The sequence below is a fragment of the Halobacillus campisalis genome, assembly GCF_030345335.1.
GTDB classification, from domain to species: domain Bacteria; phylum Bacillota; class Bacilli; order Bacillales; family Halobacillaceae; genus Halobacillus_A; species Halobacillus_A campisalis.
In genome coordinates this window covers 16,193-29,689 of sequence record NZ_JAPVRC010000015.1, presented here as the reverse complement: position 1 = coordinate 29,689, position 13,497 = coordinate 16,193, and the positions used below count along the sequence as shown (strand labels likewise).

15 protein-coding genes are annotated in these 13,497 nt (G+C 39.2%); 10 read left to right on the top strand and 5 right to left on the bottom strand.

What is annotated here, in order from left to right; all coding sequences use genetic code 11:
* Nucleotides 1–112: 112 nt before the first annotated feature.
* Together O2Q26_RS18535 and O2Q26_RS18530 are read left to right on the top strand one after the other, a co-directional pair.
* Nucleotides 113–1,069, top strand: coding sequence for an NAD(P)H-dependent flavin oxidoreductase (locus O2Q26_RS18535; RefSeq protein WP_289217250.1), 957 nt, complete (start codon nucleotides 113–115; stop codon nucleotides 1,067–1,069).
* 18 nt (nucleotides 1,070–1,087) lie between these two features.
* Nucleotides 1,088–1,366, top strand: a complete 279-nt coding sequence (locus O2Q26_RS18530; RefSeq protein WP_289217249.1) for a UPF0223 family protein — start codon at nucleotides 1,088–1,090, stop codon at nucleotides 1,364–1,366.
* Between the two features lie 22 nt (nucleotides 1,367–1,388).
* On the opposite strand, the gene O2Q26_RS18525 is transcribed toward O2Q26_RS18530, so the two are convergent.
* On the bottom strand, nucleotides 1,389–2,015 hold the full coding sequence (locus tag O2Q26_RS18525) for a YktB family protein (protein ID WP_289217248.1): 627 nt from the start codon (nucleotides 2,013–2,015) through the stop codon (nucleotides 1,389–1,391).
* A gap of 414 nt (nucleotides 2,016–2,429) precedes the next feature.
* On the opposite strand from O2Q26_RS18525, the gene O2Q26_RS18520 reads away from it, so the two are divergent.
* The gene (locus O2Q26_RS18520; RefSeq protein ID WP_289217247.1) at nucleotides 2,430–2,618 is read left to right on the top strand and encodes a YkzI domain-containing protein; all 189 of its coding nucleotides are present in this window, start codon (nucleotides 2,430–2,432) and stop codon (nucleotides 2,616–2,618) included.
* Between the two features lie 97 nt (nucleotides 2,619–2,715).
* Nucleotides 2,716–3,525 (top strand): inositol monophosphatase family protein, encoded by an 810-nt coding sequence (locus tag O2Q26_RS18515; RefSeq protein WP_289217246.1) that lies wholly within the window; start codon nucleotides 2,716–2,718, stop codon nucleotides 3,523–3,525.
* A gap of 819 nt (nucleotides 3,526–4,344) precedes the next feature.
* On the opposite strand, the gene O2Q26_RS18510 is transcribed toward O2Q26_RS18515, so the two are convergent.
* Nucleotides 4,345–4,521 (bottom strand): DUF5325 family protein, encoded by a 177-nt coding sequence (locus O2Q26_RS18510; RefSeq protein WP_289217245.1) that lies wholly within the window; start codon nucleotides 4,519–4,521, stop codon nucleotides 4,345–4,347.
* Nucleotides 4,522–4,710: 189 nt separating this feature from the next.
* Between O2Q26_RS18510 and O2Q26_RS18505 the strand changes: the two genes are divergently transcribed.
* Nucleotides 4,711–5,076 carry a YlaH-like family protein gene (locus O2Q26_RS18505; RefSeq protein WP_253935045.1) on the top strand — a complete coding sequence of 122 codons (366 nt, stop codon included), beginning with the start codon at nucleotides 4,711–4,713 and terminating at the stop codon, nucleotides 5,074–5,076.
* Nucleotides 5,077–5,118: 42 nt separating this feature from the next.
* On the opposite strand, the gene O2Q26_RS18500 is transcribed toward O2Q26_RS18505, so the two are convergent.
* Nucleotides 5,119–5,322 (bottom strand): YlaI family protein, encoded by a 204-nt coding sequence (locus O2Q26_RS18500; protein ID WP_253935046.1) that lies wholly within the window; start codon nucleotides 5,320–5,322, stop codon nucleotides 5,119–5,121.
* Nucleotides 5,323–5,522: 200 nt separating this feature from the next.
* On the opposite strand from O2Q26_RS18500, the gene O2Q26_RS18495 reads away from it, so the two are divergent.
* Complete coding sequence (locus O2Q26_RS18495; protein WP_289217244.1) at nucleotides 5,523–5,807, top strand: YbyB family protein; 285 nt, start codon at nucleotides 5,523–5,525, stop codon at nucleotides 5,805–5,807.
* A gap of 59 nt (nucleotides 5,808–5,866) precedes the next feature.
* On the opposite strand, the gene O2Q26_RS18490 is transcribed toward O2Q26_RS18495, so the two are convergent.
* Both O2Q26_RS18490 and O2Q26_RS18485 read right to left on the bottom strand, forming a co-directional pair.
* The gene (locus O2Q26_RS18490) at nucleotides 5,867–6,448 is read right to left on the bottom strand and encodes a YhcN/YlaJ family sporulation lipoprotein (RefSeq protein WP_289217243.1); all 582 of its coding nucleotides are present in this window, start codon (nucleotides 6,446–6,448) and stop codon (nucleotides 5,867–5,869) included.
* Between the two features lie 90 nt (nucleotides 6,449–6,538).
* Nucleotides 6,539–7,033: a hypothetical protein gene (locus O2Q26_RS18485; protein ID WP_289217242.1), complete on the bottom strand. Its 495-nt coding sequence runs from the start codon at nucleotides 7,031–7,033 to the stop codon at nucleotides 6,539–6,541.
* An 83-nt stretch (nucleotides 7,034–7,116) separates the two neighbouring features.
* Here O2Q26_RS18485 and glsA point away from each other — a divergent pair, with 83 nt between their 5' ends.
* The 4 genes from glsA to pyc all read left to right on the top strand — a co-directional run bounded on the left by glsA (nucleotide 7,117) and on the right by pyc (nucleotide 13,189).
* The gene (gene glsA / locus O2Q26_RS18480) at nucleotides 7,117–8,049 is read left to right on the top strand and encodes a glutaminase A (RefSeq protein WP_253935050.1); all 933 of its coding nucleotides are present in this window, start codon (nucleotides 7,117–7,119) and stop codon (nucleotides 8,047–8,049) included.
* A gap of 83 nt (nucleotides 8,050–8,132) precedes the next feature.
* A complete protein-coding gene (locus O2Q26_RS18475) occupies nucleotides 8,133–8,414 on the top strand; it encodes an Fpa/YlaN family protein (protein WP_371925006.1) in 282 nt (93 codons plus the stop codon).
* A gap of 153 nt (nucleotides 8,415–8,567) precedes the next feature.
* On the top strand, nucleotides 8,568–9,758 hold the full coding sequence (gene ftsW / locus O2Q26_RS18470; RefSeq protein WP_289217241.1) for a putative lipid II flippase FtsW: 1,191 nt from the start codon (nucleotides 8,568–8,570) through the stop codon (nucleotides 9,756–9,758).
* Nucleotides 9,746–13,189 (top strand): pyruvate carboxylase, encoded by a 3,444-nt coding sequence (pyc, locus tag O2Q26_RS18465; RefSeq protein WP_289217240.1) that lies wholly within the window; start codon nucleotides 9,746–9,748, stop codon nucleotides 13,187–13,189. The genes ftsW and pyc overlap by 13 nt, the downstream gene beginning before the upstream one ends.
* Nucleotides 13,190–13,497 lie beyond the last annotated feature (308 nt).

The following is a 13,497-nucleotide window of genomic DNA, read 5'->3' as shown; positions in this document are numbered from 1 at the left end:
CACCTCTTAATCATCGTAAAAGCAAGTGAATTATAGCAAAGTTATCAGGTATTGGCTAGTTTTATAAAATGCATTACTTCGTGGTAAAATGATTACGTGAGGAGGTTTTGCCATGAAATGGTCAACTCGGGTAACGGACCTGTTACACATCCAATATCCTATCGTCCAGGGAGGTTTAGCCCATTTGGCATATTCTGAGTTAGCTTCCGCAGTTTCTAATGCTGGTGGACTAGGTCAGATTACTGCTATGAGTATGGATGATGAAAACCAGCTTGAAGCGGAAATACATAAAATGAAAGTGTTGACTCCTAATCCTTTCGGAGTTAATTTTGCCATAGGACAGCATGGTAGACCCTTTAAGTCTATGGTTCAGACGGCTATCGATGCAGAAGTCCCTGTCATTTCGGTTACGGGAGGCAACCCCCAGCCGATTCTGGAAATGGTTCAGGGCAAAGGAATAAAAACCCTAGTTCTTGTGGCAGCAAAGCGGCAGGCTATCAAAGCTGAAGCTCTAGGTGCTGACGCGATTATGGTTGTAGGACAAGAAGGCGGCGGCCATATAGGCAGAGAGGATGTCGGAACAATGGTACTGACCCCTCAAGTAGTCGAAGCGGTAAATATACCTGTTATAGCTTCAGGAGGAATTGCGGATGGTAAAGGCTTGATGGCTGCTTTAGCTTTGGGTGCGGAAGGGATTGAGATGGGTACACGGTTTATTGCTACGAAAGAATGTGTGCACGCACATGATCTCTATAAACAATCTCTTATTGAAGCTGATGAGAACTCCACGGTTGTAATCAAACGTTCTCTCGGAGCTCCTGCCAGAGCTCTTAAAAATGATTGGACGGACCAGATAATAAGTTTCGAGAGCACCGAACCTGGATATGAAAAACTTAAGCCGCTTATTAGTGGTGATACAAATAGAAAGTATATTTATGAAGGAAAAGAAAAGGAAGGCTTTGCTTGGGCCGGGCAAGTAGCAGCAAGAATACACGATGTACCATCTGTAAAAGAGCTATTTGAGCGTGTATTACATGAAGCTGAAAGCATCCGCTCTAATTGGAAATAAACAAAAAGGTGGAAAACAATGAGTTATAATTACCCGATCGACGAAGTTTTTTGGTCAAAAGAAGAAATTATAGATGTCGTTAACTTTTATTCGCTAGTCGAGAAAGCGTATGAGAATAGTGTGAAAAAAGAAGATTTGCTTATAGCATATACTAGATTCAAGCAAATAGTCCCTTCTAAAAGTGAAGAGAAGCAATTGGGGGCGAAATTCGAGAAAGAGTCCGGGTATTCGTTTTATCGTACGGTCAGGCAAGCAAAAGAATCCCAATCAGGTCAGCTTATCAGAATGAAAAAATAAGAGTCGTCTTTTTAGACGACTCTTATTTCGTATATTGATATAGCGGTTGGAGAGTTTGAAAACTGCTGCGACAGAATTCCAAGAATTTTTCAGGGTCTTTAAGAATGTCATCCTCCCGGGAAATCGTACGGCCGCAAAGGATTTCAGCTTTTTTGACATTTTTCAGCCTATCCAGTATCTTCTCTAATTTTTCTTCATCTACTTCTGAATGAGGGATGGCATCAGGTTTCGTATGGTCGATAGACCATACGAAATCGTTAGGCACTAGAGAAAGTACTTCTTTTTTATTATTAAGCAAAGTTTGAGCATATTCTTCTTTGATTGGACTTTCGTATATTACGGCAAACCAAATGAATACATGAGATTCCCACATGCCAATTTGGAAATGAGGCAGCTTTTTATATCCTCTTTTATTTGAAGCAAGAGCAGCCCACGTATCATTTGGTGGATTCGTTTTTCTTCTTAAATGCTTTGCTACATGAACAAACATTTCATCTCCAGTCATTGCTGTAAGATCTGGTTCCAACTCAGTAGCGATAGCTTCTAATTTCGGTGAAATCTTTTCTCTGAGGGCTTCCATTCTATTTTCGAGTCCAGGAATAGTGAAAACGTCAAAATCTTCTTGTGTAAATCCCGTAAAGTCACTCATTAACTCAACTCCTATCTTTACTAATGTTATGTTTTCATTTGTTGTAAATCACCTTTGAAAATAAGTTCTTGTGGGACAGCCTAAGTGTCGTCAATATAGACTTTACTGTCAGCGTGATGAAAGTTTATTGATCCTATTTGTTCACCGGATCTTGTAGAGCCTTATCTCCCGCACAGCAAATAGAGAATGAATATTCAAATTTTTCCAAGTGTGGAAACGTTAAAGAAAAATCGACAAGAGACACAACAGTTCTAAACTATAAAAAATTCTACCACAACAGATCACTTTCCTTAAGTAATGTGTTTGAAAGGTTTTATAAGTGAGAAAATAGGTTATAAACTAGTAATCTTATCGAAACTTTAGAAGCTTATGGTCATATATATAATTAAAGAAGGAAAAAGGGAGGAAAGAACAGTGAAACATGTAATGGAGGCATTACGTAAAAGAGAAGCTGAAGAAAGGCTCCCCGTAATCCGCATGGAAATCGACTATGAATTAGTAGCCCTGCATGACGCTATGGTAGTTGGGGACAAGGAGCAAATTGAATTATGCAAAACTCGTCTGAAGGATCTTCATAAGCAACTCTTGGAATGGTCTGAGTAAAGAAGAGCAACCTTAAGAGGTGCTCTTTTTTTATCGGAATTGAATTATATTTGATATAATTAACAGATAATCTTACGCGAAGGAGTAATTTTTGTTTATGGATAATACTGAACGAACATTAATTTTTAATAAAGCTAAAGAATTTGTACATGAAGCGGGTGAACGTATCAGGAAGAAAATTGATGATCCGAGAACAATCGAAACCAAATCTAATCGTAATGATCTTGTCACTGAAATGGATCAAAACACTGAAAAGTTCTTTGCTGAGAAAATTAAGGAAGAATTTCCAGAGCATCTTTTATTTGGTGAAGAAGGTTTTGGAGACGATATAAAAGATTTAACAGGAACGGTTTGGATTGTGGATCCTATTGATGGAACGATGAATTTTGTGCATCAGAAAAGAAATTTTGCGATTTCTGTTGGTATATACACGGACGGAATAGGTGAAGTTGGAATTATTTATGACGTGATGCAAGATGTTATGTATACTGCTTTACGTGAGGGAGGGGCTTACAAGAACGGAGAGAAGTTAGCTGAACTAACCTATAAAAAACCTATTGAAGAGTCTATTATTGCGTTAAACACCACTTGGCTGCTTCCTGAAAACCCTCACATCGACCATATAGGAGTAGGGAATTTAGTGAAGACAATCCGAAGCACCAGATCCTATGGTTCTGCGGCTCTTGAATTAGTTTATGTAGCTGAAGGAATTTTGGATGGTTATTTAACGATGAGTCTAATGCCTTGGGATATTGCAGCCGGCCGAATCATCATTGAAGAAGTGGGGGGCATCGTTACTACTGCAGACGGGCTTGAGCTGGACATGCTGAACCGAACGAGTATGATGGCTAGCCACCCCCAAATACATTCAGGCGTCATAGAGGAATTTGTCACATTAAAAAAATAACCCATTAAAAATTCGCAGCGTGAAAGTAAGTAGTTCCGCGTTTGTGGAGAAACATACAAAATAACATACTAATTAGCAGACCAAGTCGCATATGATTTGGTCTGCTGTTTTTTTGCTCGCAGACCTACGATTATTGATACCATCATTTGAATTAGCATACAAAGTCGAATCTTAGTAATAGAGTGACAATAACTGTTGTTAACGTGCTAATGTCTATGTTGATTTTTACAGACATAGTATGGTGGAGTCTGTGAAGGATTGTTCTTAAACTATATTTAAACCGGTTGTTTTAGAAAAACTAACTATCCAATAGGCTTTTCATTTCCGTGAAAGTAAGCTAGAAATGAACCTTTTTTGCAAGAAGGTGCGTCTTCTTTATCCATGTTCGTTTTTTGTTGAGCGTTTGTTTATAGGGATAAACCGCTCAATATCAAATTTTTATCATAACTGTAGCGCAGCATCTGACATCCTGAAATCGGTGTTTCCGTACCACCTAATCATCGCAAAGAGCTCCGGGAAATTTCGAGACTCCTGTGGGAAAAGAGTGCTTGGTGAGACCCCGGAGAGCGTTAGCTCGAGGAGACTCACTGCGCTCCCACGGAAAGTGAGTGATTTCCCGGAGCTCTAAACGCTGTCAATCATAACGGAAACAGCCCGAATATCTCGAATCTGAGTCTTCCACTAAAAGGAGCTTTAGTTTAATAAGAAAATTTTACAAACAAAGACGCTGGGATAATATCCTAGCGTCTTTGTGAACATTAAGTCTTTATGGCATTTTCTGCACAGTATCAGAATTACCTTGCGAGGAAGCTGCGTTTTTTAATGAGCACTTTCTCTCTTTTTCTTTGATATCCCGAAACCCATCAATCCAAATCCAATTAAAAGAAAAGCGCCTGCAAGCCAAAAAACTTCTTGCCCGAGGGCGAAACCTACAGATATAAATGCTAATATGACAAAAAAAGCGAGAAGTATTGAGTTCCAGTTAATATTTTTCATCATTCCACTCCTAAATGTTTGAGAGACGTGTTTATAAAGCTTTTTCCTAGTAAAGTCAGTATTCATTATAAAACAAATAACTATAGATGAAAACGGTTGAAATTTATCCTGGCGAATGTGGTGGCGTAAAATTCTAAGATTTAGTATGATATGGAGAGTAATGAAGGGTAGGGAGGCATCAAGACAATTATGTCGACTTTAGAAGTACCAACAGACTTGTGGCCGATAGCAGATTTCTTTTTCAAGGGCATGGGCAGTGAAGTTAATATGAATGATGAGAGTGAAGTAGCGCTGCTTTTTCGTTCATTTTTCTTTTTATACTTAGTCACAGTAATCCTGGCAATCATAACGTTCAAATTGGGGTTCGCGAGGAAATTACCTTTAATGAAAAATATAGTCGTCTATAGTGTTCTCATCATAGGTACGTTTCTTTTAACTTTGATTTTAGGATTAAATTTACCTTTAGCAGAAAGCCTTGTCGTAGCAGCATTAATTCTTGGGATTTATCGGTTCAGACTTCATAAAGAACGCAGTAATGAGCAGCATCAGTCATAAAGAATCCCCCTGGCTTGTAAAAATGTCAGGGGGATTCTTTATTTAAGGCAGATGCTTCTCACGTTTCCTTTCGCGATTAAAGGTGAAGTGTCCTGAATTTACTCGTTTTTCTGTGTTCTTTTTTATTCTTTCATGACAGTCAGGACACATGTAAGTCGTGATTCTGCGGTTCCGGAGCCTTTTAGCTTGTAAGCAATAGCTGTCGATTGTATTAATTGAATCACATAATACACATTTCACTTTCATCTTGGTCACCTCTTTTAAAATGAATTCCTTTAATAGAACATATATTTTTTTCTGCTTATATTGATTTTTTCTTACAAAAGGTTTCTTTAATTTACATCATATCATGATTCAGAATCTCTCGCATTTTGTGGTTTAAATAAAATTCGAAAGGGAACACTTTACATACAGAAAATTTTAAGATGTTTAGAAAGGATGATAGTGTGAAGAAGCGTTGGATTTTTACAGCAGTGGGAGCCGCGACAAGCGGAGTGGCTGCATATTTATTGAAAGATGAAACTAAGAGGCAGCAAGTAGTAGATAAAGCTAAGTCGATACAAGGGAAGTTCTCTAAAGAGGAAGATATGCCGATAGAAGAAGCTGGAAACCCTGAATTGGCTGACAGTGAAAACGCAAAAATGGTTTCAGAAGGTTCTCAGTTTGGTGTTCAGTACTACAATGATTTAACTGAAAAAGAAAGAGAAATCATTGAAAAAAGTAACAGCTAAATCCCAAGGGGTTTAGCTGTTTTAATGTGGCCGGCATGGGCATATATGCGAGAGAATTTTTATTGATCCGTCGACTGTTCCTCTTGGATTTCGTCGATTTCTTTCTCTTCATTTTCAGGTATTTTTTCTTTGTTTTGATCGGTTTCTTCAGGTACATGTTCGACAGGGCCTTCGGGTAAATATCTTGCCACGATTTGGCTCAATTCATCGGTGACTGCTTCTACAGGATGCCCTTCAGCCATTTTAGAACCTAAATCCCTAATGCGTTCAACACCATCTGCATCGGCCACAATTAAGGCTTCTCTTCCATAAGGGTCATCTTTGAGAGATTCGGCAACAGAATATTTAATTATGCCGACGCGAGACCTATCCAGGTCTTTGTCGACATCGATGCCAACCACAGTAAATTTGCCGATGACTACTGCAGTTGCGTCATGGACATCAGGTATCTCGACAGCAAGTTTAGCAAGGTGACGGGCCGTTTCTTGATTCGTTTTATCTTCCCTTGGAACGGGGTCAGAGTTGCTTACATATTGCATATTTGTATTGGTGTTCGACTTTTCCTGTAACAAGGAATCACTTTCCTGCTGCTGACATGCTATTAAAAAGAGTAAACCTCCAATAATTAAGATAGGCTTCATTTGGGACCCTCGCTTCTTTTTCTATAGTGTGCGAAGGTCCAGCCATTATTATGCAAAAAGGCAGCCTTTGAAAGCTGCCTTTACTCATTATTATTGAAAAATGATTTTTTTAATTCCTTTAACGGGTGTTTGTTCTTTACTTTTATCGGCAAAATATAAATGTACCGGGCCGTCTTCCTTTAAAGGTTTACCGTCTTTGGAAAATAAGAATAATCCTTCTGCAAATCGGTCGGCATCCAGTTTATGTTCTCCGGAGTCAGTAATTAGAGTTACACTTTCGACGTGGCTTTTTGGCTCACTTGTATGGATGAAAGGCTGGATCGGCATTAAGAATGATTCTTCTAAAATGCGCTCTTTTTCTCGACGGTGCAGACTCCTGTTTACAGGTGGATTGATTTTTTGTTGATAGACTTCTCTATCAAATCGTTTGGACTGCTTTTTTAGTTCTTCATCTTTATCTTCAGGACTTGGTACAGAAGAAGGATTGAATATTTCATCGTAACTGCGTTTTCTATCATCAAAAATCCATACAGTAGGATCTAAAGTTATTGGGAATTTCACATCCCCTTGTATTTGAACGATCAAATGGAACAGCCACCTTTCTCAATTAAATAACTACACTCAAAGCATAGCAAAAAATGTAGACGATTTCACTAGGAGGAGATTGTATGAAAGATAAAATTACAAAAGATACACTGGAAAGCTGGCTGGACAACGTACGTCCCTATGCACATGATGGAAAAGTGGCTGATTATATCCCGGCATTATCCCAGCAAAACCCAGACGATTTGTCAGCTGCTATTTATTATTTAGATGATGATTGTATTCATGCTGGTGAAGTAGAAACCTGTTTTACGCTTCAAAGTATTTCAAAAGTGATCGCGCTGGCACTTGCACTTATGGACAATGGGGAAGAGTATGTTTTTAACAGGGTAGGAATGGAGCCGACTGGAGACCCGTTCCACTCTATATACCGTTTAGAACAGTACCGCCCCTCCAAACCGCTGAACCCGATGATCAATGCAGGAGCCTTAGCTGTATCCAATATGATTCACGGAGATAATCCTGCTGAGAAAGTAGGAAGGCTGCTGAGCTTTATACATGAAATGACAGACGATCACTCAATAGGAGTGAATGAAGAGGTGGCTGCATCAGAATTTCAATCCGCTTATTTAAATCGATCCTTATTATATTATTTAAAGCAGCATGATGTAATTAACGGCAGTGTGGAAGAGACGTTGGATGTTTATACGAAGCAATGTTCAATAGACGTAAACGTCAAGCAGCTCTCAAGGATTGGCGCATTATTCGCGAATGAAGGAAGGGATATAAAATCCGGGAGGAGAATTATTTCAAAACATTTTGCGAGAATATGTAAAACGTTTATGGTCACTTGCGGAATGTATGATGCTTCAGGGGCTTTTGCGATAAAAATAGGAGTTCCTGCCAAAAGTGGAGTTTCTGGTGGTGTCATGGCATCATTGAATGGTTTTGGCGGAATTGCAGTCTATGGTCCAGCCCTGGATGAGAAGGGGAATAGTGTTGTTGGAACAAAACTATTGGAGATTTTATCGAATCGTTACGATCTATCGATATTTTAGTATAACTGCAATTCCATTGTTGCATTTTTTGGTCCAAGACGATACTATTAATAGAAGATAGACTGTAAATGGAGGGGATCTTGATGTTGTCTGATGTGGCTGTGGATCACCAGGAAAAGGCCTATGCCCTTCTGAAGGCTGATGCTGATAAAATACTGCGACTAATAAAAGTTCAAATGGACAATTTGACCATGCCTCAATGTCCATTATATGAGGAAGTTTTAGATACACAAATGTTCGGGCTCTCACGAGAAATTCATTTTGCAGTTCGATTGGACTTAATTAGCGAAGAAGAAGGAAAGTCGATATTAGATAATTTAGAAAAACAACTAAATGTCTTACATGAAGCAGCGCAAAATTCGTGACAGACAAACTCAAATTACGACATTTTATGTTGTGATTTGAGTTTTTTTGTAAGGATATGTGTTGATTTTAAACGAATTTCATCTATTTACATAAAAAAAGCAGGAAAATGAAATGTACAACAAGAAAATATAAGTATAGTAGGGATGAATATTATGATAAAACGATTAAAGAGCTATGACTTCACCTTATTATTTGCTCCGATCGCTTTAGTGGCGTTTGGGACAGTCATGGTTTACAGCGCCAGTATGGTATATGGACCAGTGCGCTACGATGTATCTAGCAGCCACTATTTATTCAAGCAATTACAATGGGGGTTCATCGGTATAATACTGATGGTATTAGCCTCAATCTTTCCGTACAGACATTTCAAAAAAATGTCCAAGTTAATCGTACTTATCATGGTGATTTCCCTCGTTGGATTATTCTTTTTTGGAACGAGTGTAAATAATGCGCAATCCTGGTATAATTTAGGTTTTATGAATTTTCAACCTGCAGAATTAGCAAAACTCGGGCTGATTATATACCTTTCTTCTGTTTATGCAAAAAAACAAGATTATATAGAAAATTTTGCTAAAGCTGTGCTTCCTCCTTTAATCGTTACAGGATTTTTGCTTGCGCTTATTGTATTACAACCTGATATCGGTACGGCTGCAGTTATCGGTATGATTGCCAGCCTTTTAATTATGAGTTCAGGAATCAAGTGGAAACATATTTTGGTTCTTGTTTCAGTTACAGGACTAGTCTTGATATTGGCAGCGACACAAATGGTCACGGATGAACGTGTTGAACGTTTCACAGGAGCTTATGAACCATTCAGTGCTCCTGATGCTGATGGATATCACTTGATCCAGTCCTATGTAGCGATTGGTACGGGAGGGATTTTAGGTGAAGGATTAGGTCAGGGAGTACAAAAATTAGGCTATCTTCCTGAGCCGCATACTGATTTCATTATGGCTGTTATAGCAGAAGAACTAGGTTTTCTTGGGGTGATCATAACGATTGGTCTACTCTCTCTCATCGTTTTAAGAGGGCTGTATGTTTCGTGGAAATGTAAAGATCCATTCGGAGCATTATTAGCATTGGGAATTTCTTCGATGTTTGCTATCCAATCGGTAATAAACCTTGGAGCAATGAGCGGACTACTGCCAATCACTGGAGTGCCGCTGCCCTTAGTCAGTTACGGAGGATCATCGCTGCTTATCATGATGCTGGCATTAGGCGTTCTAAACAATGTAGCTAGAAATGTAAAAGTGAAAGAATCTGAGAAACAACAAACGTATGAACCACTTAGACAGCCCGTTCATCGTGCTGATAAACAAGGAGTGAGATCATGGCAGAATTAAAACAGATCAAAAAAGTTCTTGTAGCAAACAGGGGAGAAATCGCCATTAGAGTCTTTCGTGCTTGTACAGAATTGAATATTCGTACAGTCGCCGTCTACTCTCAAGAAGATACAGGTTCATTTCACAGATACAAAGCTGATGAGGCATACCTTGTTGGAGAAGGTAAAAAACCCATTGATGCTTATCTCGATATTGAAGGTATTATTGAAATTGCAAAAAGTGTCGGGGTGGATGCGATCCACCCTGGTTATGGATTTCTGTCTGAGAATATCAATTTTGCCAGACGCTGTGAAGAAGAGGGAATCGTATTTATAGGCCCTAGCAGTGAACATCTGAATATGTTTGGCGATAAAGTAAAAGCAAGAGATCAGGCGGTGGCAGCCAACATTCCTGTCATACCTGGTACGGACGGTCCTGTAAGCGGTTTAAATGAGATCCGTGACTTTGGCAATCAACATGGTTATCCGTTAATGATCAAAGCTGCGATGGGCGGCGGGGGCCGCGGTATGAGAATTGTAAGAAGTGAAGAAACCTTAAAAGATAGTTATGATAGGGCACGGTCAGAGGCGAAGGCGGCTTTCGGAAGTTCTGAAATGTACGTTGAGAAACTCATCGAAGAACCGAAGCACATTGAAGTTCAGATCCTAGGTGATTCAAAAGGAAATATCGTTCACTTATACGAACGCGATTGCTCTGTACAGCGTCGTCACCAGAAAGTTGTCGAAGTTGCTCCGAGTGTTTCTTTGACTGATGATTTACGAGAAGAGATTTGCGCTGCGGCTGTTCAATTGATGAAAAATATCAATTATCTGAATGCTGGAACTGTAGAATTCCTAGTTACAGGGGAAGAATTCTTCTTCATTGAAGTAAACCCACGAGTGCAAGTAGAGCATACGATCACCGAAATGATTACAGGAATTGATATCGTTCAATCGCAAATCATGATTGCTGAAGGGTATGCCCTTCATGAAAAACCGTTATCGATACCAAAACAAGCTGAAATAAAAACTCACGGATATGCAATCCAATCAAGGGTTACTACTGAAGATCCTTTAAATAATTTCATGCCTGACACAGGAAAAATAATGGCTTATAGATCAGGCGGAGGCTTTGGAGTGCGATTAGACGCAGGAAATGGATTTCAAGGAGCAGTCATTTCACCGTTTTACGATTCCCTCCTCGTCAAACTTTCCACTTGGGCTTTAAGCTTTGATCAAGCAGCTCAGAAAATGGTCAGGAACCTCAAGGAGTTCAGAATTCGAGGAATTAAAACAAACATTCCGTTTTTAGAAAACGTAATTCAGCATACGCAGTTCAAAACAGGGGAATATAATACAACATTTATCGATCGTTCTCCAGAATTGTTTGTTTTCCCAAAAAGAAAAGACCGCGGAACGAAGATGTTGTCCTACATCGCCGATCGTACTATAAACGGCTTTGAAGGGCAGGGTAATAGGAAAAAGCCGACACTTCCTTCTCCAAGGGTTCCTCATATCAATACTCTCGAGGAAATGCCTTCGGGTACAAAACAAATTTTAGACGAAAAAGGACCTGAAGGTTTAGCCAATTGGTTGATCGACCAGCAGGATGTTCTCTTAACTGATACAACTTTTCGTGATGCACACCAATCATTATTAGCTACACGTGTAAGGACAAAAGATCTTCATACTATTGCAGAACCTACCGCTAGATTATTACCAGATCTTTTCTCTTTAGAGATGTGGGGCGGGGCAACCTTTGATGTCGCTTATCGTTTTTTGAACGAAGACCCGTGGGAAAGACTTCTTAAACTGCGTAAGGATGCGCCGAATGTTTTATTTCAGATGCTCTTAAGAGCTTCAAACGCTGTTGGTTATAAGAATTATCCTGATAACTTGATCAATGAGTTCGTCGAAAAAAGCTCGAATGCGGGTATCGATGTATTCCGTATATTCGATAGTTTAAATTGGGTTGAAGGCATGAAGCTTACAATTGATGCTGTCAGGGAAAATAATAAAGTAGCTGAAGCTGCTATATGTTATACCGGCGATATCCTCGACTCCTCAAGACCGAAATATGACTTGAAATATTATCAACGCTTGGCTAAAGAATTACAGGACTCAGGTGCTCATATTCTAGGTATTAAAGATATGGCGGGATTGCTTAAGCCGGAAGCGGCTTATCAGCTTATTTCCCAGCTGAAAGAGACAATTGACATACCGATTCATTTACACACCCATGATACGAGCGGAAATGGCATATTTACATATGCTCGTGCTATTGAAGCTGGAGTGGACGTAGTGGATGTGGCAGCAGGTTCAATGGCAGGTCTTACCTCACAGCCAAGTGCTAATAGTCTTTACTACGCAATGGAACATAATGAACGCAAACCGAGAATGGACATATCCGCATATGAAAAGTTAGGGCTTTATTGGGAAGATATTCGTAAAAATTATAAAGATTTCGAAAGTGGAATGATGGCACCCCATTCAGAGGTTTACATTCATGAAATGCCAGGCGGTCAATATAGTAACCTTCAACAGCAGGCACGCGCTGTGGGTCTCGCTTCTCGCTGGGATGAAGTTAAAAGGATGTACCGTCGTGTAAACGATATGTTCGGTGATATAGTGAAAGTCACACCTTCTTCGAAAGTCGTTGGAGATATGGCCTTATTTATGGTTCAGAATGATTTGAACGAAGACGATATATATGAGCGTGGTGACTCGTTATCTTTTCCTGACAGTGTCGTAGAGTTGTTCCAGGGGTATTTAGGCCAAGCTCACGAAGGATTTCCTCCAGAATTGCAACGCATTATATTAAGAGGAAGAGAACCTTTACAGGTACGTCCCGGTGAACTGCTGGACCCTGTCGATTTTAAAGAGTTACAAGGGACCTTATTTCATAAGCTGGGCAGACAGATTACAAGCTTCGATTTAATAAGCCATGCACTTTATCCTAAAGTTTTTATGGATTTCCAAAAGTTTACTGAACAATATGGAGATATGTCCGTTTTGGATACACCGACATTTTTCTATGGTATGCGACTGGGTGAAGAAATAGAGGTGGAAATTGAACAAGGGAAAACTCTTATTGTCAAGCTCGTTTCCATCGGTGAAGCCCAGGAAGACGGAAATCGCACTGTTTATTTTGAACTGAACGGGCAGCCGAGGGAAGTAGTCATAAAAGACCAAAATGTTGCTTCCACCGTAGAGGAGCGCCCTCAAGCCGATAAATCGAATGAAAAACACATCGGAGCGAGTATGCCTGGAACGGTTATCAAAGTTTTATCAGAAAGTGGCGAAAGAGTAAAAAAAGGAGATCATTTGATGATCACAGAAGCGATGAAAATGGAAACAACTGTTCAAGCACCTTTTGATGGTGTAATCAAAGCCATATATATTAAAAATAATGAGGCAATACATGTAGGAGATTTGTTGATAGAATTTGAATAACTAAAAATGAAGGAAAATGCTAGTGTAGTGTTAGGAGATAATGAAACCTGGCGTATAATGCCGGGTTTTATTTTTGTAAAGACAGTGGGTTAGTTCACTATTTCATTTTATTTATTAACAGATTCGGCAGGATGTCTATTCAATTGTAAAACTTGAAATCTGTATCCCTTCAACCTTCACAATTTTGACACAAAAAAATAAAATTGTAATGTAGAAATAGATAGAAACTTGATTACATGATACAATTATTTTGATGTTTCTTGAGAATGTTACTTTTTTACAAGGAACTAAGACTGCTTTATAAAGAT

Bases quoted from the DNA above. Each gene is read 5' to 3' on its own strand.
- O2Q26_RS18510 (WP_289217245.1), bottom strand. From the start codon at position 4,521: ATGAAAAATATTAACTGGAACTCAATACTTCTCGCTTTTTTTGTCATA.
- O2Q26_RS18530 (WP_289217249.1), top strand. From the start codon at position 1,088: ATGAGTTATAATTACCCGATCGACGAAGTTTTTTGGTCAAAAGAAGAA.
- glsA (WP_253935050.1), top strand. From the start codon at position 7,117: ATGAAAGATAAAATTACAAAAGATACACTGGAAAGCTGGCTGGACAAC.
- O2Q26_RS18500 (WP_253935046.1), bottom strand. From the start codon at position 5,322: ATGAAAGTGAAATGTGTATTATGTGATTCAATTAATACAATCGACAGC.
- O2Q26_RS18475 (WP_371925006.1), top strand. From the start codon at position 8,133: ATGTTGTCTGATGTGGCTGTGGATCACCAGGAAAAGGCCTATGCCCTT.
- O2Q26_RS18525 (WP_289217248.1), bottom strand. From the start codon at position 2,015: ATGAGTGACTTTACGGGATTTACACAAGAAGATTTTGACGTTTTCACT.
- ftsW (WP_289217241.1), top strand. From the start codon at position 8,568: ATGATAAAACGATTAAAGAGCTATGACTTCACCTTATTATTTGCTCCG.
- O2Q26_RS18490 (WP_289217243.1), bottom strand. From the start codon at position 6,448: ATGAAGCCTATCTTAATTATTGGAGGTTTACTCTTTTTAATAGCATGT.
- O2Q26_RS18515 (WP_289217246.1), top strand. From the start codon at position 2,716: ATGGATAATACTGAACGAACATTAATTTTTAATAAAGCTAAAGAATTT.
- O2Q26_RS18505 (WP_253935045.1), top strand. From the start codon at position 4,711: ATGTCGACTTTAGAAGTACCAACAGACTTGTGGCCGATAGCAGATTTC.
- pyc (WP_289217240.1), top strand. From the start codon at position 9,746: ATGGCAGAATTAAAACAGATCAAAAAAGTTCTTGTAGCAAACAGGGGA.
- O2Q26_RS18535 (WP_289217250.1), top strand. From the start codon at position 113: ATGAAATGGTCAACTCGGGTAACGGACCTGTTACACATCCAATATCCT.